The 20,084-nt window shown below is 58.5% G+C and carries 17 protein-coding genes; 5 read left to right on the top strand and 12 right to left on the bottom strand.

Annotated elements, in window-relative coordinates:
- Positions 1-68 precede the first annotated feature (68 nt).
- On the top strand, positions 69-284 hold the full coding sequence (locus KDX37_RS23570) for a hypothetical protein (RefSeq protein WP_231655425.1): 216 nt from the start codon (positions 69-71) through the stop codon (positions 282-284).
- Here KDX37_RS23570 and KDX37_RS23565 read toward each other — a convergent pair.
- Together KDX37_RS23565 and KDX37_RS23560 are read right to left on the bottom strand one after the other, a co-directional pair.
- Positions 266-1,729, bottom strand: coding sequence for an MFS transporter (locus tag KDX37_RS23565; protein WP_231655424.1), 1,464 nt, complete (start codon positions 1,727-1,729; stop codon positions 266-268). The two genes, KDX37_RS23570 and KDX37_RS23565, sit on opposite strands and share 19 nt — an antisense overlap.
- Positions 1,730-1,792: 63 nt before the next feature.
- Positions 1,793-3,112 carry an Nramp family divalent metal transporter gene (locus tag KDX37_RS23560; protein WP_319941713.1) on the bottom strand — a complete coding sequence of 440 codons (1,320 nt, stop codon included), beginning with the start codon at positions 3,110-3,112 and terminating at the stop codon, positions 1,793-1,795.
- A 309-nt stretch (positions 3,113-3,421) separates the two neighbouring features.
- On the opposite strand from KDX37_RS23560, the gene KDX37_RS23555 reads away from it, so the two are divergent.
- Positions 3,422-4,840, top strand: coding sequence for an MFS transporter (locus KDX37_RS23555; protein WP_231655423.1), 1,419 nt, complete (start codon positions 3,422-3,424; stop codon positions 4,838-4,840).
- A gap of 33 nt (positions 4,841-4,873) precedes the next feature.
- Here the strand turns inward: KDX37_RS23555 and KDX37_RS23550 are convergent, their stop codons facing one another.
- The 6 genes from KDX37_RS23550 to KDX37_RS23525 all read right to left on the bottom strand — a co-directional run bounded on the left by KDX37_RS23550 (position 4,874) and on the right by KDX37_RS23525 (position 13,022).
- Entirely contained in the window at positions 4,874-5,098 is a 225-nt protein-coding gene (locus tag KDX37_RS23550; protein ID WP_231655462.1) for a DUF6555 family protein, read from the bottom strand.
- Between the two features lie 116 nt (positions 5,099-5,214).
- A complete protein-coding gene (gene norR / locus KDX37_RS23545; protein WP_231655422.1) occupies positions 5,215-6,771 on the bottom strand; it encodes a nitric oxide reductase transcriptional regulator NorR in 1,557 nt (518 codons plus the stop codon).
- A gap of 585 nt (positions 6,772-7,356) precedes the next feature.
- The gene (locus KDX37_RS23540) at positions 7,357-9,183 is read right to left on the bottom strand and encodes a glycoside hydrolase family 15 protein (protein WP_231655421.1); all 1,827 of its coding nucleotides are present in this window, start codon (positions 9,181-9,183) and stop codon (positions 7,357-7,359) included.
- On the bottom strand, positions 9,176-9,976 hold the full coding sequence (locus KDX37_RS23535) for an SDR family oxidoreductase (protein WP_231655420.1): 801 nt from the start codon (positions 9,974-9,976) through the stop codon (positions 9,176-9,178). The genes KDX37_RS23540 and KDX37_RS23535 overlap by 8 nt, the downstream gene beginning before the upstream one ends.
- A 74-nt stretch (positions 9,977-10,050) precedes the next feature.
- Positions 10,051-11,088, bottom strand: coding sequence for an NADP(H)-dependent aldo-keto reductase (locus KDX37_RS23530; RefSeq protein ID WP_231655419.1), 1,038 nt, complete (start codon positions 11,086-11,088; stop codon positions 10,051-10,053).
- A 122-nt stretch (positions 11,089-11,210) separates the two neighbouring features.
- Positions 11,211-13,022, bottom strand: coding sequence for an ABC transporter ATP-binding protein (locus KDX37_RS23525; protein ID WP_231655418.1), 1,812 nt, complete (start codon positions 13,020-13,022; stop codon positions 11,211-11,213).
- Positions 13,023-13,133: 111 nt separating this feature from the next.
- On the opposite strand from KDX37_RS23525, the gene KDX37_RS23520 reads away from it, so the two are divergent.
- The gene (locus tag KDX37_RS23520) at positions 13,134-13,556 is read left to right on the top strand and encodes a DUF1810 domain-containing protein (protein ID WP_231655417.1); all 423 of its coding nucleotides are present in this window, start codon (positions 13,134-13,136) and stop codon (positions 13,554-13,556) included.
- Positions 13,557-13,571: 15 nt separating this feature from the next.
- Here the strand turns inward: KDX37_RS23520 and KDX37_RS23515 are convergent, their stop codons facing one another.
- The 4 genes from KDX37_RS23515 to KDX37_RS23500 form a co-directional block, all read right to left on the bottom strand.
- Positions 13,572-14,648, bottom strand: coding sequence for a DUF1615 domain-containing protein (locus KDX37_RS23515; RefSeq protein WP_231655461.1), 1,077 nt, complete (start codon positions 14,646-14,648; stop codon positions 13,572-13,574).
- A gap of 51 nt (positions 14,649-14,699) precedes the next feature.
- Positions 14,700-15,608, bottom strand: coding sequence for a glutaminase B (gene glsB, locus KDX37_RS23510; RefSeq protein WP_231655416.1), 909 nt, complete (start codon positions 15,606-15,608; stop codon positions 14,700-14,702).
- 68 nt (positions 15,609-15,676) lie between these two features.
- Positions 15,677-16,696 carry an ABC transporter substrate-binding protein gene (locus tag KDX37_RS23505; protein ID WP_231655415.1) on the bottom strand — a complete coding sequence of 340 codons (1,020 nt, stop codon included), beginning with the start codon at positions 16,694-16,696 and terminating at the stop codon, positions 15,677-15,679.
- Positions 16,697-16,722: 26 nt separating this feature from the next.
- The gene (locus tag KDX37_RS23500; protein ID WP_231655414.1) at positions 16,723-17,532 is read right to left on the bottom strand and encodes a class II aldolase/adducin family protein; all 810 of its coding nucleotides are present in this window, start codon (positions 17,530-17,532) and stop codon (positions 16,723-16,725) included.
- 204 nt (positions 17,533-17,736) lie between these two features.
- Here KDX37_RS23500 and KDX37_RS23495 point away from each other — a divergent pair, with 204 nt between their 5' ends.
- Together KDX37_RS23495 and KDX37_RS23490 are read left to right on the top strand one after the other, a co-directional pair.
- Entirely contained in the window at positions 17,737-18,732 is a 996-nt protein-coding gene (locus KDX37_RS23495) for an ABC transporter substrate-binding protein (protein WP_231655413.1), read from the top strand.
- A 103-nt stretch (positions 18,733-18,835) separates the two neighbouring features.
- Entirely contained in the window at positions 18,836-19,873 is a 1,038-nt protein-coding gene (locus KDX37_RS23490) for an ABC transporter substrate-binding protein (RefSeq protein WP_231655412.1), read from the top strand.
- Positions 19,874-20,084 lie beyond the last annotated feature (211 nt).

Raw genomic sequence — 20,084 nt, 5'->3', positions numbered from 1 at the left:
GACTCATGACTGATTCATGAACATCTTTCATTCAGTGCGCTCGGATGCGACCTATTTGGGAATCTTCCGTGCAGATCGAACAATTGAAAGACATTCAGGCATACGTGCAACGCACCGCCGATGACCTTGAAAGGGTAACACGTGACATGGTCGGCCACCTCGCCTATCTCGAACGCCACTCCCGCGCAAATGATGCGCAGGACGTCAGCGAGCAGATTCAAGGACTGAGGGCCTCGGTTCAGGACCTGCGCGGAGTATTCAATCCTCAGTCGTCCGCGGCCTGAGACAACGGCCGCGCCACCTCCTCCAACGATTTGCGTTCAGCTGCCGCGCCCCAGATGGCCTGAACTGCAGACGCCAGCAACATCAACGCCGCGCCGATCAGGTAGCCGATCAGCACATTGCTGCGATTCTGCGTTTCAATCAGCTCACCAAACAACGTCGGGCCAATAATGCCTCCCAAGCCGGTGCCAAACGCATAGAACACTGCGATGGCCAGCGCACGAATCTCCAGCGGGAAGGTTTCCGCCACGGTCAGATAAGCGGAACTGGCCGCTGCCGACGCGAAGAAGAAAATCACCATCCAGGCGATCGCCTGCTGCGTAACGTCCAGCAACCCTTGCTGAAACAGATAGCCGCTGATCGCCAGCAGCACCCCCGATACACCATAGGTGAGGCTGATCATCACTCTGCGTCCTACTACATCGAACAAGCGCCCCAGCAATAAAGGACCGCAGAAGTTGCCCAGCGCCAGCGGCAGGACATACCAACCGACCCGCTCGGCAGGCACATCATAGAAGTCGGTAAGCACCAGGGCGTAGGTAAAAAAGATCGCGTTGTAGAAAAATGCCTGCGCAGTGAGCAGCGTCAAACCGACCAGCGAGCGCTGGCGAAAAGTAACGAACAGGGTACGCACGATTTCACCCAGTGGCGTGTGGTCCCGTGCATGCAACCGTAACGGTTTGCCTTCCACCGCGGCCAGAACGTGCCCTTGGCGCTGGAGGGTCGATTCAATGTCGCCGACAATTTTCTCGGCCTCTGCAGACTGCCCGTGGATCAAAAGCCAGCGCGGGCTTTCAGGCAGCCAGAGGCGCATCAGCAGAATCAACAGCCCAAGCGCAGCGCCGATGCCGAAACACAAACGCCAACCCAGCTCCGCGCCGAGCCACTGCGGGTCGAGCAGGACAATCGAGCCTGCAGCACCCAATGCTGCGCCCAGCCAGAACGTACCGTTGATGGTCAGGTCCACCCAACCCCTGTACCGGGCTGGCGTGAACTCCTGGATAGTCGAGTTGATGGCCGTATATTCGCCGCCGATGCCCATGCCGGTGAGAAACCGGAACAGCATGAAGCTCCAGACGCTGAACGAAAATGCCGTGGCTGCAGTGGCGCAGATGTACAGCGCCAGGGTGATGAAAAACAGTTTGCGGCGGCCCAGGCGGTCAGTCAGCCAGCCGAAAAACAGCGCGCCGAGGACAGCACCGGCAATATAGGCTGCGCCCGCAAGACCGATATCGCTGTTGGTCAGGTTCAACGATGGGCTGGCCTTCAGTGCACCGGCCACCGAGCCTGCCAGGGTGACTTCAAGGCCGTCGAGCAGCCATGTGATACCGAGTGCGACCACCAGCAAAGTGTGAAAACGCCCCCAGGGCAAGCGGTCCAGACGCGCAGGTAAATCCGTCTCGAATACCTGCCCCTTATTGTTGTTATGGGTCTGAATCGTAGTCATGTCCGAGTTCCCTCACGGCTGACAGAAGCGTCAGGTTTAAGAGTCGTCGTGCGAGCCAGGAGTTCAGCTTATCCAGAACCACAACAACGTGACATTGGCGGTCGAGATGAGCCCGAACAACCCCCACGCGGCAAGACTCACCACGCGAGAATTGACGAACGGCCCCATCAGTTGACGGTCACTGGTGAAGCGGATCAGGGGCCATAGCGCGAACGGCAATTGCAGGCTCAGCACAACCTGACTCAGCACCAGCATTTTGCCGACCGAGCTGTCGCCCAGCCAGACCACGCCGATGAGTGCCGGGATCAATGCCAACGCACGCGTGATAAGCCGTCGTTGCCAGCACGGGATTTTCGCCTGCAAAAAGCCTTCAAGCACCACCTGACCGGCAATGGTCCCGGTGAACGTCGAACTCTGTCCTGCCGCCAGCAGGGCGACGCCAAACAGCACGCTGGCAAGTGCCCCGCCGACCAGTGGGTCCAGCAAGTGATAGGCGTCCTGAATTTCCACCACGTCGGTGTGACCGGTCTTGTGAAAAGCGGCAGCAGCCAGAATCAGAATCGCGGCATTGATCAACAGCGCCAGGCTCAACGAGCCAATGGTGTCCAGCCGCGCATAGCGAATTGCGCTGGCTTTGCTGGCGACGTCGGTGCCATTGACCCGCGTCTGCACCACGGAAGAATGAAGGTAGAGGTTATGCGGCATGACAGTGGCACCCAGAATACCGATCGCCAGGTACAACGGCTCCTGGCTGCTCAGCACATCCCAACTGGGCCGCAAGCCCGCCGCTACATCGGGCCAGAACGGTTTGATCAGTATCAATTCGATGGCGAAACAGGTGGCGATGGTTGCGATAAGGCCCAGCACGATGGCTTCGAGACGCCGGAAATTGGCGCCCTGCAAAGCCAGCACAATCAACGTGTCAAACGCGGTCAGCGCAACCCCGGTAGTGATCGAAACGCCCAGCAGCAGGTGAAACGCCAGCGCAGCACCCAATACCTCGGCCAGATCGGTGGCGACGATCGATAGTTCTGCCAGCACCCATTGCCCTTTGGCCACGTTGCGGCTGTAGCGGGCAGCAGAAAGCTGCGCCAGATCCCTGCCTGTCGCAATGCCCAGCCGCGAACAGAGGTTTTGCAACACCATCCCGGACAAACTGGCGAGCACCACCACGAACAGCAGCGAATAGCCCAAGCGCGACCCCGCCTCAATGGCGGTCGCCCAGTTGCCTGGGTCCATGTAGCCGATCGAGACCAGCAAGCCTGGCCCCACAAACAGCATCATCTTGCGCAATAACGACGCATTGGGCGGGATGGCAACGCTGTCGCTGGCCGCAGACGGACAAAAAGGCGCAGTTGCGGTGGTAGGGAGTTTGTACGTCACGGGCACCAGGCTGAGGAAATCAAAACGACTATGCTAAAGAATTGAGACACATTCGGATACATCCTAGTGATTGGCGATGTCATGCAGGTATCTGATGCAAATTTCTCGCTGACCGGACGGACCAATAACCGCGGCGACGCCCTCTGCCGGGATGCGGCCTAAGGCCATTATTTCAGCGCTTATCCTCAGTATTTGATCCAGAGACGCAACAATTAGCCCGTTACGCTCAAAAATGCGCAGCATTCAACAATCATTACAAAATGTAAAACGCGTAACATGGCAATCCCTCACAGCTCTGGATTGCATTCCATGAACTCCTCCCCTCTGGCCAGTACTCCGCTCGATGGACCGCTTCGCGCGGCGTTCATTTCCGCCCGCATAGACCGGCTCCCCGCTGTTGCGACGATCTGGCGGCTGGTTGCCCTGCTATCCATTGGTGGTTTTTTCGAGCTCTACGATCTGTTCCAGACTGCCTACATCAGCCCCGGTCTGGTGCGGGATGGCATCTTCGCCACAGGTACTCAGGGCCTGTTCGGCTTCTCGGATCAGGCAGCATTCGCGTCGGCGACTTTTCTCGGACTGTTCTTCGGCGCAAGCCTGCTCAGCCCGATAGCCGACCGGTTCGGTCGACGTGCCATTTTCACCTTCGCGTTGATCTGGTACACCGTGGCGACAGTCCTCATGGGCTTGCAGACCTCTGCAACCGGCGTGATCGCCATGCGCTTTCTGGTGGGTATCGGTCTGGGTGTGGAACTGGTAACCATTGACGCCTACCTGTCGGAACTGGTGCCCAAGCGCATGCGCAGTTCAGCTTTCGCCTTCGCGTTCTTCATTCAGTTTCTGTCGGTGCCCAGCGTTGCGCTGATGTCCTGGTGGCTGGTGCCTCAGGCGCCGTTTGGCATCTCTGGCTGGCGCTGGGTGGTGATCAGCAGCGCAGTGTTTGCGCTGTTCATCTGGTGGCTGCGCTCAGCGCTGCCCGAATCGCCGCGATGGCTCGCCCAACAGGGTCGCTTTGATGAGGCAGAGCGGATCATGGACGGTATCGAGGCGCGCTGCCTGAAGGATCACGGCAAAGCGCTTGAGGAACCGGAGCCAGAAAAGGTGACGGTCAGCGGCAACGGTCGTTTTGCCGATATCTGGCAACCACCCTACCGTCGCCGCGCTCTGATGCTGATCATTTTTCACGTCTTCCAGGCCATCGGCTTCTTCGGCTTCGGCAACTGGTTACCCGCATTGCTGTCGGGGCAAGGCGTGAGCGTAACGCACAGCCTCGCGTATGCATTTGTCATCACGCTGGCCTATCCGCTGGGCCCGCTTTTGTTTGTGAAGTTCGCCAATCGGTTCGAAAACAAATGGCAGATCGTCGGGTCCGCTCTGGGATCGATGATCTTCGGGACGCTGTTCGCGTTTCAGACAAGCGCCGCAGGATTGATTACCTGTGGCGTCATGATCACGTTCTGTAACGCCTGGCTGAGTTTCAGCTATCACTCCTATCAGGGAGAGCTGTTCCCAACCAATATTCGCGCGCGCGCAGTGGGCTTCTGCTACTCGTTCAGCCGACTGTCGACGGTGTTCAGCAGCCTGCTGATCGGGATATTTCTGGACCATTTCGGTACGCCGGGTGTGCTGGCGTTTATCGTCAGCAGCATGCTGATCGTGATCATCACCATTGGCCGATTCGGTCCCCGCACACGCAATCTGGCGCTTGAAAACATCGCTCACCGATGAGACGGACCACAGGAAGTAGCTCAGGCCCGGATATCAGGCCTGGGCCCACTCTACATTGGTCACGCCGAAGTGTTCTGCATACGGCTTGGACACACGAGGTACTTTCTCCAGTCGGTATTTTGGTATACGCGCAAGGCCTGCATCAACACTTGCAAAGTGCCACGCTTCCACGCTGTCCATATGTTCAGTTCGTATATAAAAGCTTTTGAACGAACCGTTTAATAAATAATCAATTCGGTAGTGTTTAGGCAGTGCCATTAAAGCCTGAACCTCTTTTTCAATAGTGGCTTGAATAATACCTGACCCCAGGCACTGCAAAAAAATTCAGTCTTTTTTGATCAACGGCGACAAACGTGTATAACTCACCTGCGCCACTAACGAATACCCAAACGTTTGGCCAGACGATTGAGATTGGCGCGATCCACCGCCAACTCATTTGCTACTGCTACCCAGCGATGCTCATGCCGTTCGAGTGAAGCAACGATCAACGCGCGCTGGTAGGCATCCACAGAAGCCTTCAACCCGTCGCTGTGCAGCAACGGCGCTTGGTCTGCTTCAGGCTCAGTCTGCAAAATATTGTGCATGGGTTCATCCAACCCGAGCGCAGGCGCATCAATGGTCAAAATGCTCGGTCTTTGCACATGCGCCGACAGCGCCTTGAGCACCGCTCGACTGATCAGATGCTCAAGCTCTCGCACGTTGCCCGGCCAGCTGTGGTTCAGCAGCTTCTTCTGTGCGGAGGTGTTCAAGCTCAGTCCGCGCAAGCCCATGCGAAGTCGATTTTCCTCAAGGAAATAACCCGCCAGCAACAATACGTCGCGCTCGCGCTCGCGCTCGCGCAAGGCCGGCACCTGTAACGGGTATACGCTCAACCGGTGGTAAAGGTCGGCGCGAAACCTGCCAGAGCGCACCTCCTCAGCAAGATCACGGTTGGTCGCTGCGATAATACGCACGTCCACCCGATGCTCCTGATCCGAGCCAACACGCTGCAACTGCCCGCTTTGCAGCACGCGCAACAGCTTGGATTGCACCGACAGCGGCAGCTCACCGACTTCGTCAAGAAACAACGTACCGCCATCGGCCAGATCGAATTTGCCGCTGCGGCCATTGACTGCGCCAGAAAAAGCGCCCTTCACATGGCCGAACAGCTCGCTTTCCACCAGCATCTCGGGCAGCGCGGCGCAGTTCAGGCTGATCAGCGGCTTGTGGGCCCTGGGCGAATGCAGATGAATGGACTCAGCCACCAGTTCCTTGCCTGTGCCGGTTTCACCCATGACCAACACGGTCAGTGGGCTATTGCCGACCAGCTCGATTTCCTGCTGCATGCGCTTGAGTATGGCGCTCTGGCCGATCAACTCCCTCGGTGCCCGCCCGCCAGCAGCGCGCTTGTAGACTTCTGCCAATTGACGCTGATCATCGAAGCCTCGCGCCAGTTGGTTCATGCGTTCGGTGGCCATTACGGTCGCAGCCGCCAGACTGGCAAATGCCTGCAGTTTGTCGAGGTCGACACTGCCGAAGTTCGACGGGTCAAGCGAATCAAGGGTGATAAGCCCCCATGGGCGACCCTGAACGTACAGCGCGCACCCCAGGCAATCGTGCACTTCAAGCTGCCCGTGACCATCGACAAGACCGTCGTAAGGATCGGGCAGGTCGCAATCGACCGAAAACCGCACCGGGCCGGTACTTTCCAGCAGGACCTTGAAGCGCGGATGCTCTTTGATCCGAAACCGTCGTCCCAGCGTGTCAGGACTCAGCCCGTCAACCGCCAGCGGAATCAGTACCTCATCGTCAAGCCTCAGCAACGCTGCCGCATCACAGGGCAGCAGTTGGCGCAGCGAACGCAGCAACCGCCGATAGCGTTCTTCGTCCGGCAGTTCCCGGGAAAGATCGGCCATCAGCGGGATCAGCTCAAGCAACAGAGAATGGGTCATTAAGACTCCAGAACAACGGCAAAAAAGGCGTCATTATGACTGCCCTGTATGCCACTGCGGAAAAACATTTTCGGCACATTCGCCGGTCGGCCCTGACTGCGAACAGAGACATCCTCTGTAAAATCAGAGCGCATTGAAACAATGCCCCTGCACTAACGACGACCTACAGCATGAAGAAAACACTATCCAGGGAAACGCAGAGTGTTGAATGAAACAGTGACATCAAACAGCTGACGAGATCTTTGGTGCTGCACACACCGCACACCATTCATCCTGCGTGAAATTGGCAGCGCTGTATCAATGGAGCGCATTGCAAAACAATGGCCGGACTGCAACGACGAGTGTCAGCCAGCATTACAACGCGCAATGATCTGTATCAAGAAACCAGTCACACCCGATGCGCGTCAACAGAGAAAGGAATACGTTCTGTCCCTCGCACAACTCCTCTGACGTTAACGGTCGACCACAGAGTGGATGGAGTAACGACAAGCATAGACGGCCAATGACCGGGAAGAATCCGGATGGACACCGCAGCGACGAACAGGAAGCGTGCCCCGAGCAGGCAGCCTCCGTCCGGGCCTTCGATCAGGGCTGCCAGAGCGCCTGTTCGCCGCTCAGCTTGCGGTCCAGGAAACTGGCCGCGCTGATCAGCGCCAGATGGCTCAATGCCTGAGGCGTATTGCCCAGGTGATGAGCATGCGGATCGAATTCCTCAGCGTATAACCCGAGGGGATTGGCATAACGCAGCAACTGCCCGAACTCCAGATGCGCCTGCTCGATGCGCCCGGCACGCGCCAGGCACTCGACATACCAGAACGAACACGCGACAAAAGCGCCTTCTTCGCCTGCCAGGCCGTCGTCATGGTCATCGTCATTGCGATAGCGGAACACCATGCCATCACGTACCAGCGTGCGCTCAATGGCTTCCAGGGTCGCCAGCCACTTGGGATCACTGGCCCCCACGAAGCGCACCAAAGGCATCAATAGCATCGACGCATCCAGATTTCGGCTGCCCTTGTATTGCACGAAGTGGCCCAGTTCGTCGTCCCAGAAGTTTTCCCAGATATCGTCATGTATTTCCTGTCGAACCCTGGTCCAGCGTTCGAACGGCCCCGACAGGGAGCGTTTGAACGCCAGGCGCAGTCCACGGTCCAGCGCCACCCAGCACATCAGGCGCGAATGCAGAAAATGCTGATCGCCGCCGCGCATTTCCCAGATACCCACGTCACGGTCGTCCCAGTGCTCGCACACATAGTCCACCTGACGGACCACATGCTTCCAGCCGTCATGGGATATAGCATCGCCGTATTTATTGGCGAGGTACACCGCGTCCATCAATTCGCCATAAATATCGAGCTGGACCTGTTGATACGCGTCGTTACCGATGCGCACCGGCTGGGCGCCTCCGTAGCCCGACAGGTGATCGAGCGTTGTTTCGGTCAACTCCGCATGCCCGTCCAGCGCGTACAGAATACCCAGGCGCTCAGTACGACCGCAGCAGTCATCCAGCCGTCCGCGCATCCAGCGCATGAACGCATTGGCTTCGTCGGTGTAGCCCAGGCGCATGAACGCGTATACGGTGAAGGACGCGTCGCGGATCCAGGTGTAGCGATAATCCCAATTACGCTCGCCACCCGGCGTCTCCGGCAAACCAAACGTGGCCGCCGCCACGATTCCGCCGTGTTTGCGGGACGTCAACAGCTTGAGGGCCAGCGCAGAGCGCATGACCATTTCCCGCCAGCGCCCCTTGTACAGCGACTGACTGGCCCAGCGCCGCCAGAACTTCAACGTGTCTTCGTAATAGCGCGAACACTTGCCAGCTGCGACGTGAGGATCATCCACCCCGCCAAGAATGAATTCGATGATCTGGCCTTGCTCCATGTCGAATTCAGCCACAGCGGCGTGATCATCGACTTGCAGAGGTACTGTCGAAGTCAGGCGCATACCTGGCTGATCCTGCGCCTGAAAACACACGTCGCTGCCTTGCAGGTAAGCGGATGTATCAGCGCGACTGTAGTCCATCCTCACTCGACACCGCATGCGCACCCTGGCGTGACCAAAGCGCACCTCGACCCTGCGCACCAGTCGTGGCAGTTCGTTCTCGTCATCGGCGATGGGCATCAGGTCAGTGACTTCCACCACCGCCTGTTCGGAAATCCAGCGGGTCTGCAATACGTTGGTGTCTGGCAGATAGATCTGCAAACGGCGAGCGTCGGGCAGGTCTGGCGCCAGCTGGAAGATGCCCGCGTCATTGGTGTCCAGCAGCGCGGTGAAGATCGACGGGCTGTCGAAATCCGGCCAGCAGCAAAAGTCGATACTGCCCGTATCAGCCACCAGCGCAGCACTGCGCATGTCGCCGATGATGCCGTGGTTCTCGATCAGGTTTTGCGGTTCTTCCGGAAAGTCAGCCATTGCCACGGAACTCCGGATAGAGGCACATCCCGCCGTCGATGAACAGCGTGGTGCCGTGAACATAATCTGATGCATCGGATGCCAGCCAGACCACCGCATTGGCCACGTCTTCGGGTTCGCCGATGCGGCCATAAGGGATCAGCTTGAGCATCTCTTTTTCAGCGTCACCTGCGCGGGCGTCGGCATTGATCGGCGTGCGGATGGCGCCTGGGGCAACGCTGTTGACGCGCACCTTCTGTTCGCCCACTTCCTGGGCGATGCTGCGCATCAGCAGATCAACACCGCCCTTGGAGGCCGCGTAATTGACATGGCCGGCCCACGGGATGACCTGATGCACCGAACTCATATGAATGATCTTGCCCATCGCCCGCGAAACGCCGGGGCGCATGCCTTGCTTGATGAACTGGCGCAGGGCCGCTCGTGCACACAGGAACTGTCCGGTCAGGTTGACGTTGATGACTTTGTTCCAGTCGTCCAGTGTCATGTCGACGAAGGCTGCGTCTTTCTGCAGGCCGGAATTGGCGACAAGAATGTCCAGTGCGCCGAAATGCTCGACAGTCTGGGCAAACATCCGCTCGACATCCTCTTCGCTGGACACATCGGCACCGATGGCCAGCGCCTGCCCGCCGGCCGCACGGATTTCCTCCGCCAGTTGCTCGGCAGGTTCGGCTTTGGAGTTGTAGTTGATCACCACGGCAGCCCCGGCATCTGCCAGGGCTCGTGCTGCGCCTGCGCCCAGGCCGGAGCTGGCCCCGGTGACGAGTGCGACTTGCTGCTTGAGTGAGATATGCATCTGGTTTCAGCCTCGTGGTTGGCAACTTAGATGCTGACTGACGAGGCTGAAACTTAGTTCAGTGCAGGTCCGGGTTAAGGCGCCGGGTTGGGTTGCGAAATGTGAATGGCCTCGATACCGGCAATGACTTCGTCGGACAGGGTGACGTCGATACTCGCCAGGTTGATTTCCAGCTGATCCAGTCGGGTAGCACCGATGATGTTGCTGGTCACGAACGGACGGCTGGTGACGTAAGCCAAAGCCATCTGCGAGGGATCAAGGCCGTGCTCGCGTGCAAGTGCCACGTATTGAGCCGTGGCGCTGACCGCCTGCGGACTGTTGTAGCGCTGGAAGCGCTCAAACAGGGTCAGACGACCGTCTGCCGGGCGAGCGCCGTCCAGGTACTTGCCAGCCAGCACGCCAAACGCCAGTGGGGAATAGGCCAGCAGGCCGATCTGTTCACGAATCGCTATTTCCGCCAGGCCGACCTCGAAGGTACGGTTGAGCAGGTTATAGGGGTTCTGGATCGAGACGGCACGGGGCAGATCAAGCTTCTCGGCCAGGTGCAGAAAACGCTGGGTCCCCCACGGTGTTTCGTTGGACAGCCCGAAATGACGGATTTTACCTGCCTTGACCAGGTCGCCCAGCACCGACAGGGTTTCTTCGATCTCGACCGCCACATCGTCCGGATCGTGGGTGTAACCCAGCACGCCGAAGAAGTTGGCCTTGCGATCCGGCCAGTGCAGTTGATACAGGTCGAGGTAATCGGTATTCAGGCGTTTGAGGCTGGCGTCCAGAGCAGCGGTGATGTTGTGGCGATCCAGGCGTGGATTGCCATCACGGATGTGCTCCATGCGGCCAGGGCCCGCAACCTTGCTGGCCAGGACCCAGTCACTGCGATCACCGTACTTCTTGAAATACTCGCCAATGATGCTTTCGGTTTTGGTGTACGTCTCGCCGCGCGGCGGTACTGGATACATCTCGGCGGTGTCGAGGAAGTTGACTCCGGCCTGTTTGGCCATGCGGATCTGCTCGAAAGCTTCGTCCTGCGTGTTTTGCTCGCCCCAGGTCATGGTGCCCAGTGTGATGGCGCTGACCGAAAGGTCGGTCTTGCCCAATGAACGAAATTGCATTGATGACTCCGTTGGATTCAAAAGAAAACGAGCGCGCTCCGGCGCCTGGCAAAAGACCTTCTATAAAACGCCGACCCTTGACCTACTGCAAGGTTTTTATCGGTCGTGGAGACGGTCTTCATCTAGCGATAGCCTTGGGCCTGCAGCGCAAACAGTGCTGCATAACGACCGCCTGCGGCGATCAGACTCGCGTGATCACCGCGTTCCAGCACCCTTCCCTGTTCAAGCACCACGATATGCTCGGCATTACGCACGCTGGAGAAGCGGTGAGAAATCAAGAGCGTCATGCGGCCCTTGGCGTACTCGCGAAAATGATCGAACACCGCAGCCTCTGCACCAGCGTCCAACGCGGCGGTTGGTTCATCCAGAATAAGGATGTCTGCATCGCGGCGCATGTACGCACGTGACAATGCGATCTTTTGCCACTGCCCGCCCGACAGCTCCTGACCACCGGCAAACCAGCGGCCCAATTGCGTGGCGTAACCCTTGTCGAGCTGCTCGATGAACTGTGCGGCCATGCCTTGCGCGGCGGCTTCTCGCCAGCGCACTTCATCATGAAAGGCGTCGGTATCACCCACTCCGAGGTTCTCGCCGACCATGAACTGGTAGCGAATGAAGTCCTGGAAGATCACGCCGATCCGGGTGCGCAACGCGACTTCTTCCCACGCCTGCAAATCGCTGCCGTCGAGCAGAATCCGCCCCTCATCAGGCTTGTAAAGCCGCGTCAGCAGCTTGATCAGTGTGGTCTTGCCGGAACCGTTCTCGCCCACCAGCGCCACGCTGCGACCCGGCGCCAGGTGCAGGTCGATATTTTCCAGCGCCGGGCGGCTGGTGCCCGGATACTGAAAGCTCACGTTCTCGAAGCGCAGACCGTCACCCGGCAATGCGCCTTGAGTCAGGCTGCCGGTCGGCGGTGTGACGGGTTGGCCAAGGTAGATGTACAAATCGGCCAGATACAGTCCATCCTCATAAAGACCGCTGATTGCGCTGAGACTGCTGCTTACCGCTGACTGCCCTTGCTTGAACAGCACCAGGTACATGGTCATCTGGCCCAGTGTGATCCGCCCGTGCACCGCATCGACCACCACCCAGGCATACGCCACGTAAAACGCGGCAGTGCCCAGCAACCCCAGCAAAAACCCCCAGCCGTCGCGCCGCAGGGTGAGACGCCGGTCTTCCGCGTACAGGCGCTCGAACGTTTCGCGATAACGCTTGAGCAGTAACGGCGCGAAGCCGAACAGCTTCACCTCCTTGATGTAGCCCTCGTGCGAGAGCAGCGTTTCGATGTAGTTCTGCCGACGGGTTTCCGGGGCTCGACGCGTAAACAGCCGGAACGCATCTCCAGAAAAATGCGCCTCGGCGAAGAACACCGGCAATGCGCCCAGCACCAGAATCAACAGGGCCCACGGTGAAAAGTGCACCAGCAACACCGCAAAGCTGATCAACGAAATGAGGTTTTGCAGCAGCCCCAGCGACTTGGTGACCAGCGCCAGCGGTCGGGTCGAGGCCTCGCGCCTGACTCGCACCAGCTTGTCGTAAAACTCCGAATCCTCGAACTGGAGCAGCGACAGGGTCTGGGCCTTTTCCAGGATCAGCGTGTTGACCTTCTGCCCCAACTGCACACGCAACAGGGCTTGCTGCACGGACAGCGCCCGCTGAGCACCGGCCAGCAGTGCCAGCACACCCGCCTCCAGCAACACGTAGCGCAACACTGGCCATAGCGGAGCCTCACCGGTGCTGGCGTGCAGCTGCATGCCGGCCACCACCGCATCCACAATACGCTGACCCAGCCACGCGGCGAGCGCAGGCAAAAGGCCTGCCACCAGGGTGGCCAGTACGAGTCCGATTGACAAGACTCGCGACGTGGTCCAGACCAGTTGCATGGCGCGAAAGGCCTGTTGCATGAAAGAGATGAAACGCTTGTAAGCAGGCATAGACAAAGACTCTGGAGACAACACAGGCCCTGTACAGGGCGACCCTCATAAATCCAGCGATCAGGGCTGGTTAAAACGTGAAAAACAACTGCACACGACAGGAGAATCATCATGCGCGATGTGTACGACCTGCAGCGCTTTGTCGAGGCCCAGCAACCCGTACTCCAGCAGGTAGAAGCCGAACTTCAAGCCGGGAAGAAACGCAGCCACTGGATGTGGTTCGTCTTTCCGCAGATAAGCGGCCTTGGGCGCAGCGACATGGCCCAACGTTACGCCATCAGCGGTCTTGACGAAGCCAGGGCCTACCTGCAACACCCGGTTCTGGGGCCACGCCTCGAACACTGCGCAACCCTCGTTGCGTCGCGGGCAGACCGGTCAGCAAGGGACATATTCGGTTCACCAGATGATTTGAAGCTGCACTCGAGCATGACGCTGTTTGCCCTCGTTGCCCCCGGCAACGCAGCGTTCCAGGACGTACTGGACGGTTTCTTTGACGGTGAGCCTGACCCAATGACCGTCCAGCTTTGTCGTTGAAGCCATCGTGCTGCATCAAATCCCCGCCGGAGCGCGCTGCACGCATCGCTCACGGCGGTCGTCGACCCGCTCGGCGAACCAGGCCGTGGTCAGCGTGCGAGTAATCTTGGGGCTTTTCAGGGTGATACCCGGCAGGATCGCCCGGGGTAATGGCTTGCCGGCTGCCTGATCGGCGAGCGCAAAAACCTTGCGGTACAGATCGGTTTTTTCAAAGTCAAAAGTATCGCCTTGTTTGAGCTGACTCCAGATCTGCGACTTGTTCATGCCCAGGCGGTCTCCCAGCGTACGCACCGCAAGCTCTGTAGAACCAGGCGATGTCGAGTCGTAGCGGATAAGGTCACCATCCAGCGCCAGCTCTATGCCCGTCGCACGGCTCACGGCCGCCTGAAAGGCAGCGTTACGGCTGGCGTACCAACCGGCGTTGAAGTCTGCAAACCGGTACAGCGACTCGGTGTAACTGACCGGATAGCCCAACAAATGAGCAATGCCAAAGTACATTCCGCCTCGGCGGGTAAACACTTCCCGGCGCACGGTACCGTCGACCGTGTAGGGGTAGTCCTCAGCGTTTTTCTCGGCAAAGGCGATGCTGACTTGCATCGGACCGCCGGTTTTCACCGGATTGAAATTACCGAACAGGGTCTGCCCCAGGGGCACCACACCGATGAAATCATCGAAAATGGCACTCAGTTCTTTTTCAGTCCGGGCCGAGTCCAGTCGTTTGCCATAGGTCTTGCCATCCGGCGAGCGCACGCGCAACGCAGCGGCAATCAACGCGCCGGGAATGTGCAGGCGTGCAGCGCGGCGGTCGATTTCTCCGCGGGCTATCCGGCCCATGTTCGGCACGGCAGGGTCCACTTGAAAGGTCGACTCCTGCTCGGTGACTGCCAGCACTGAACAGACATTTTCGGTGGTCAAAGGAATTTTCTGCGCGGCGAACGCCGTGTAGATGTCACTGGACCAGCCTTTGCGGTCATCGGTGCTCGCGGGCAGCAGACGCAGAATTTTCGAACGTGCCTGCTCAGGTGTGAGCTCGGGTTCCTGCGGACGCTGAGTGCCACAGCCGGCCAGGACCACCAACGCGACGCTCATCATGAGTGATGTGTAAAACCGACGATTCAATCCATGACTCCAACACCTTCAGCTTCAGAACACGAACCAGTCAATCCGGGCGCTGAGCTTTTCCAGCGCAGCCATTCCGACAAGCGAATTGCCGGCTGCGTTCAACTCCGGAGACCACACACAGACAGAAAAGCGCTCTGGCACGACCGCAACAATGCCACCGCCCACGCCACTTTTACCGGGCAGGCCCACGCGATAGGCAAAATTGCCTGCCTCGTCGTACAGACCGCTGGTGGCCATGATCGAATTGAGCTGAGTGGCTTGACGCGCGCTCAGAATCTGCTCGCCGCTGTGGGTGCAGAAACCCTGATTGGCCAGAAAGCCGAAAGCGCGCGCCAGATCGACACAGCTCATGCTCAACGCACAATGATGGAAATAGCTGCGTAGCACATCCTCGACATCACCTTGAAAGTTATCGAACGACTTCATCAGATAAGCCGCCGCTGCATTGCGTGAGCGATGCTGGTACTCGGATTCGGCGACCCTGGAATCGGAAGTGATAGAAGGGTTGCCGCACAGCCGCCGCACAAAATCGCGCATCGACAGCGACGGAGCTGCAAAGCGTGCCTGATTGATGTCGCAGATCACCAGCGCACCCGCATTAATAAACGGGTTGCGCGGCCGACCACGCTCGAACTCAAGCTGAACAAGTGAATTGAAGGGCTGGCCGGAAGGCTCGTGGCCGAGTCGCTGCCAGATGTCTTCGCCGGAATGTCCGATGGCCTGCACCAGACTGAAGACCTTGGAAATGCTCTGGATCGAGAACCGTGTGTCGGCATCACCGGCCCTGAACATCTGCCCGTCGTTGCCATAAACCGCGATGCCCAGTTGATCGGGCCGAACCTCCCCCAGTGCCGGAATGTAATCGGCCACTTTGCCCTGACCGATCAGAGGCCGTACTTCATCGAGGATTTCGTTCAGCAGGTCTTGCATGTGTACGCCCCTTGTTTTGGGTGCGCACACTACACCAACACACTCGGCCTCGCATCACCGGCGTGCGCTCAACGTGCGGTGATGTCAGGGTTGGTTGTGAACGCCTGCGTATCGACCAGATCCGCCACCTTGACCGCGTGGGGGAAAATCTTCTTGGTGACGAACAGGTCATCCACGCGCTGCAAAGCCTGAACGTCGCGCGCTTCCACCGGTTCCAGCGCTTCCTGACCCCAGCTCTGCAAACGCCGCGAGACAGGCAGCGGGATGTCGTTCACACGGGCGAACACTTCGGCGTATTGGGCGGTGTTGTTGCGCGCCCAGTCAAAGGCCCTGGCCAGACGCTTGAGTACATCGTTGAGCGCTTCGCGCCTGACCGGATCAGTCAGAACCTCGTCGGACGCCGTGATAAACGTCAGTCCGGTATTGATGCCCTCGCCACTGAGCAACACCCGAGCGCCCTGCTCTTCAGCAAACGCCTGGTACACGCCGAACGTTGCCCAAGCCTCGATCTTGCCGGCATTGAATGCCGGTAACGCATCGGTCGGCATCACGAAACCGATATTGACGTCGGCTTCCGAAACACCCGCATCGGCCAACGCACGAATCAACAAGTACTGAGAAATGCTGCCGCGTGCGGAGGAAATCACCACATTGCGGCCCTTGAGATCGGCAACGGTGTGAATCGGAGAATCCTTGGGCACCAGGATCGCGATCCCTCGTGACTGGCTGCGTCGTACGGCGACGATCCGCAATGGAGCACCGCCCGTTGCGGCTGCGAGCACCGGCGTGTCACCGGCCGGCGCCAGGTCAACAGCACCCGCGCGCAAGGCCTCGAACAGCGGCGCGGCGCCTTGGAAGTTGGCCCACTCAACCTGATAAGGCAGGCCATCAAACGCCTTGGACGCCTCGACAACGGTGCGCAACCCTTTCGCCTGATCACCGAGGACCAGCTTCACCTTCGACCAGTCAACCGACTCGCCAACGGCCGACTGCCTGCTCTGGCGGTTGTCGTCGTTGCCGCATCCGGCCAGCACGCCAAGCGCCAGCCAAATGAAGGCGCGACCTTTGATCCAGCGAGTAAAACCCATGAAATAGCATCCTTGTGACAATCGAATCAGTCCTGGTAATCAGTACCGCTGCGTTCCAGTTCGCGAATCAACGCATTCCAGTGTCGCGCCACGCCTGGACCATGTCCGTCCTTGATGACCCTGGCCTGCTCTTCCACCCTGGCGATGACTTCAGCGGGCGGAAACACCAGCTCGGCGTTGCCAGCCGATTGCGCCGCAATTTGAATGTTGCAAGCGTATTCCAGAGCATGTAATTGCTGGAAAGCGTGCTCGACGCTGACCCCGCCGGTCAGCAAGCCGTGGTTACGCAGAATCATCACGCTCTTGTCCCCCAGATCCGCGACCAGACGCTCGCGCTCATCCAGATCCAGCGCGATACCTTCATAGCCGTGATAAGCCACGCGGCCGGAAAAAGCGATGGCATGCTGGGAGATCGGCAGCAGGCCATCTTTCTGCGCGGACACCGCAATACCGTCACGCGTATGGGTATGCAGCACGGCCTGAAGGTCGTGGCGCGCAGCATGGATCGCACTGTGAATCACGTACCCGGCGTAATTGATGCCCAGTCCAGTCGGGTCATCGACAATCGTGCCGTCAATATCGACCTTGACCAGATTGGATGCGGTGATCTCGTCGAACAGCAGGCCGAAGGCGTTGATCAGAAAATGTTCGTTCGGGCCCGGCACGCGCGCCGAAAAGTGCGTGTAGATGTGGTCGGTCCAGCGTTTCAGCGCGGCCAGTCGATAGGCAGCAGCCAGTTTGACCCGTACCTCCCATTCCTCGGGCGATACTCGAGCCCTGATATCTCCAGCGCCGGACGCACCGGGTGAAACGGGCAAAGTGCTGACATTGCTCATGGTCCTGCTCCTGAATGATCAGTCATCGATCCAGCAAGACTAGGCGCATAAGAAAGCATTTAAAAAGCACATTTTCTTATAAGCTAATTATAAAAAAGTAGAATAATCAAACTCATCGTTATGCTTACATTTGCGTTCACCCGGAGACTCCCACCCAGCGAGCCACCCCTACTCGGGCTGCCACTTTCAAAGGACATGACCGCCATGAACATTCTGCGACACAAAGGACAGTTGAATCGGCGCAGCTTTCTGGCCGCCAGCGCGGCAACCCTGAGCGCAGCGACGCTGGGGTTCACACCGCATCTGTTCGCTCAGGCGTCGTCGCTCGCCGACGTGACGCTGGAAGTTGCGACTTATCGTGGCGACGACGCCAACTTCAACGAAAATGCCGGGAACGAACATCGGCCCTATCAGGTGAGGTTTTCAGAATTTCCCGGTGGCAACCTGATTGTCGAAGCGCTCGCCTCGGGCAGTATCGATCTGGGTTCGATGAGCGAGATCCCGCCCATTTTTTCCATACAGAGCCACCGCCAGCCCAGGCTTGTCGCTGTGTTGGAGGGCGACGTCAACAACCAGGTCTTTCTGGTGCCAAGGGAGTCACGCGCTGAATCCATCACCGACTTGCGTGGCAAGCGTGTCGGCTACGTCAAGGCCACCACTGCACACTATTTTTTAATCAAGGCGCTCAAGGAGCAAGGCCTGACGATGGCTGACGTAAACGCCATTGCATTGACCCCACAGGACGGTTTCACCGCTTTTCAGAGCGGTCAGTTGGATGCCTGGGTGACCTATGGCACGTTCATTCAGCTCGCCAAATTCCGCAGTGGTGCCCGCGTGCTGAAAACGGCGCTGGGTTATCTGTCCGGCAATTATCTGCTGGCGGCGCGCCCTGCCGCGCTGGATGACCCACTGCGTCGTCAGGCCATCACCGATTACCTTGCACGTCAGCGCCAAACCTTTGAATGGATCAATACCCACCCCACGGAATGGGCAGAGAAATCCGCCAGATTGCTTGGCGTCGACAAGGCCGTGTTCGTCGACATGGTCGAAAACCGCAGCCAGCCCTGGAAACTGCGGGCCATCGACGATCAAGCCATCGCCTCTCAACAGGAAGTCGCCGACGTGTTTTTTGATGCGGGCGTGCTGCGCGAGCGCGTGGATGTCTCGCCTCTGTGGGACAGGCAGTTTTCACTGGCCTGAGACGCCTGTGTAATGGCGCTATGGTTATGCATTAAGGTTATTTAAATAATATTTTTTATAGCGATATGCTCAAGCCAGACCTGCGGTTTTCAAGGAGCATCACATGCCAAAGCCCACTTTATTTCTGCCTCGCCTCAGCCGCCTGACGGCTTCCCTCGGACTTAGCGCTGCATTGTTGACCAGCACGCTGATCGCCCCCGCCACGGCGCAGGCAGAAGGTGAAATTCGTATCGCCGAGCAGTTCGGCATCGTGTACCTGTTGCTCAACGTCGTGCGCGATCAACAACTGATCGAAAAGCACGGCAAAGAGGACGGTCTGGATATCAAAGTCGACTGGACCCAACTGTCTGGCGGTTCTGCGGTCAATGACGCGCTGCTGTCAGGCTCCATCGACATCGCCGGTGCTGGCGTCGGCCCGCTGCTGACCATCTGGGATCGCACCCACGGCAAACAAAACGTCAAAGCCGTCGCCTCACTGGGCAACTTTCCCTATTACCTAGTGAGCAACAATCCCAACGTCAAGACCATCGCCGACTTCACCGAAAAAGACCGCATCGCGGTGCCCGCCGTGGGCGTTTCGGTACAATCGCGTTACCTGCAATATGCCAGCGCAAAGTTGTGGGGCGACAAGGAATACGCACGGCTCGACAAGTACACCCTCAGCCTGCCGCACCCTGACGCCGCCGCCAGCCTGATCGCGGGCGGCACCGAGCTGACAGGTCACTTCTCCAACCCGCCTTATCAAGAGCAAGAGCTGCGTAACCCTAATGTGCACGTGGTGCTGAACACTTACGACCTGCTGGGCCCGAACTCGCCAACGGTATTGTTCGCCACGGAGAAATTCCGTAACGAGAACCCGAAGACCTACAAGGCGTTCATCGAAGCACTGACCGAGGCTGAGGCGTTTGTCAGCAAGGACATTGGGGCGGCGGCGGATACGTATATTCGGGTGACCAAGTCGAAGATTGACCGGGCGGAGTTGTTGAAGGTGATTGATCAGCCGGAGTTCCAGTTCACGATTACGCCGAAAAATACCTATCCGTTGGCGGAGTTTTTGTTTCGGGTCGGGGCAATCAAGAACAAGCCGGCGTCGTGGAAGGATTATTTCTTTCAGGATGCCAAGCCGTTGCAAGGGAGTTGAGTGTTTCGGGCAGATGTATGAGTGGATCAATTTCCTGAACTGTGGGTTCAGTGGTCTATGCGCTCGACTCAGGTCACCTTTTCGCCCCTCGGCGACCCACTTTGATGGGGCTAAAGTGGGCAAAGCCCCAGGCTCCGGTTGGGTCCGCCTGCGGCGGATTCCTTCGTCCTGACGCTGATCCGTTTATCACCTTTGCCTTTGATCTTGATCT

Source organism: Pseudomonas californiensis (assembly GCF_021147775.1).
Classification (GTDB): Bacteria; Pseudomonadota; Gammaproteobacteria; order Pseudomonadales; family Pseudomonadaceae; genus Aquipseudomonas; species Aquipseudomonas californiensis.
This window is presented reverse-complemented; position numbering and strand designations above follow the sequence as displayed.

Coding starts and splice junctions, on each gene's coding strand:
- KDX37_RS23565 (WP_231655424.1), bottom strand. CDS start 1,729: ATGACTACGATTCAGACCCATAACAACAATAAGGGGCAGGTATTCGAG.
- KDX37_RS23555 (WP_231655423.1), top strand. CDS start 3,422: ATGAACTCCTCCCCTCTGGCCAGTACTCCGCTCGATGGACCGCTTCGC.
- KDX37_RS23550 (WP_231655462.1), bottom strand. CDS start 5,098: ATGGCACTGCCTAAACACTACCGAATTGATTATTTATTAAACGGTTCG.
- norR (WP_231655422.1), bottom strand. CDS start 6,771: ATGACCCATTCTCTGTTGCTTGAGCTGATCCCGCTGATGGCCGATCTT.
- KDX37_RS23540 (WP_231655421.1), bottom strand. CDS start 9,183: ATGGCTGACTTTCCGGAAGAACCGCAAAACCTGATCGAGAACCACGGC.
- KDX37_RS23535 (WP_231655420.1), bottom strand. CDS start 9,976: ATGCATATCTCACTCAAGCAGCAAGTCGCACTCGTCACCGGGGCCAGC.
- KDX37_RS23530 (WP_231655419.1), bottom strand. CDS start 11,088: ATGCAATTTCGTTCATTGGGCAAGACCGACCTTTCGGTCAGCGCCATC.
- KDX37_RS23525 (WP_231655418.1), bottom strand. CDS start 13,022: ATGCCTGCTTACAAGCGTTTCATCTCTTTCATGCAACAGGCCTTTCGC.
- KDX37_RS23520 (WP_231655417.1), top strand. CDS start 13,134: ATGCGCGATGTGTACGACCTGCAGCGCTTTGTCGAGGCCCAGCAACCC.
- KDX37_RS23515 (WP_231655461.1), bottom strand. CDS start 14,648: ATGATGAGCGTCGCGTTGGTGGTCCTGGCCGGCTGTGGCACTCAGCGT.
- glsB (WP_231655416.1), bottom strand. CDS start 15,608: ATGCAAGACCTGCTGAACGAAATCCTCGATGAAGTACGGCCTCTGATC.
- KDX37_RS23505 (WP_231655415.1), bottom strand. CDS start 16,696: ATGGGTTTTACTCGCTGGATCAAAGGTCGCGCCTTCATTTGGCTGGCG.
- KDX37_RS23500 (WP_231655414.1), bottom strand. CDS start 17,532: ATGAGCAATGTCAGCACTTTGCCCGTTTCACCCGGTGCGTCCGGCGCT.
- KDX37_RS23495 (WP_231655413.1), top strand. CDS start 17,737: ATGAACATTCTGCGACACAAAGGACAGTTGAATCGGCGCAGCTTTCTG.
- KDX37_RS23490 (WP_231655412.1), top strand. CDS start 18,836: ATGCCAAAGCCCACTTTATTTCTGCCTCGCCTCAGCCGCCTGACGGCT.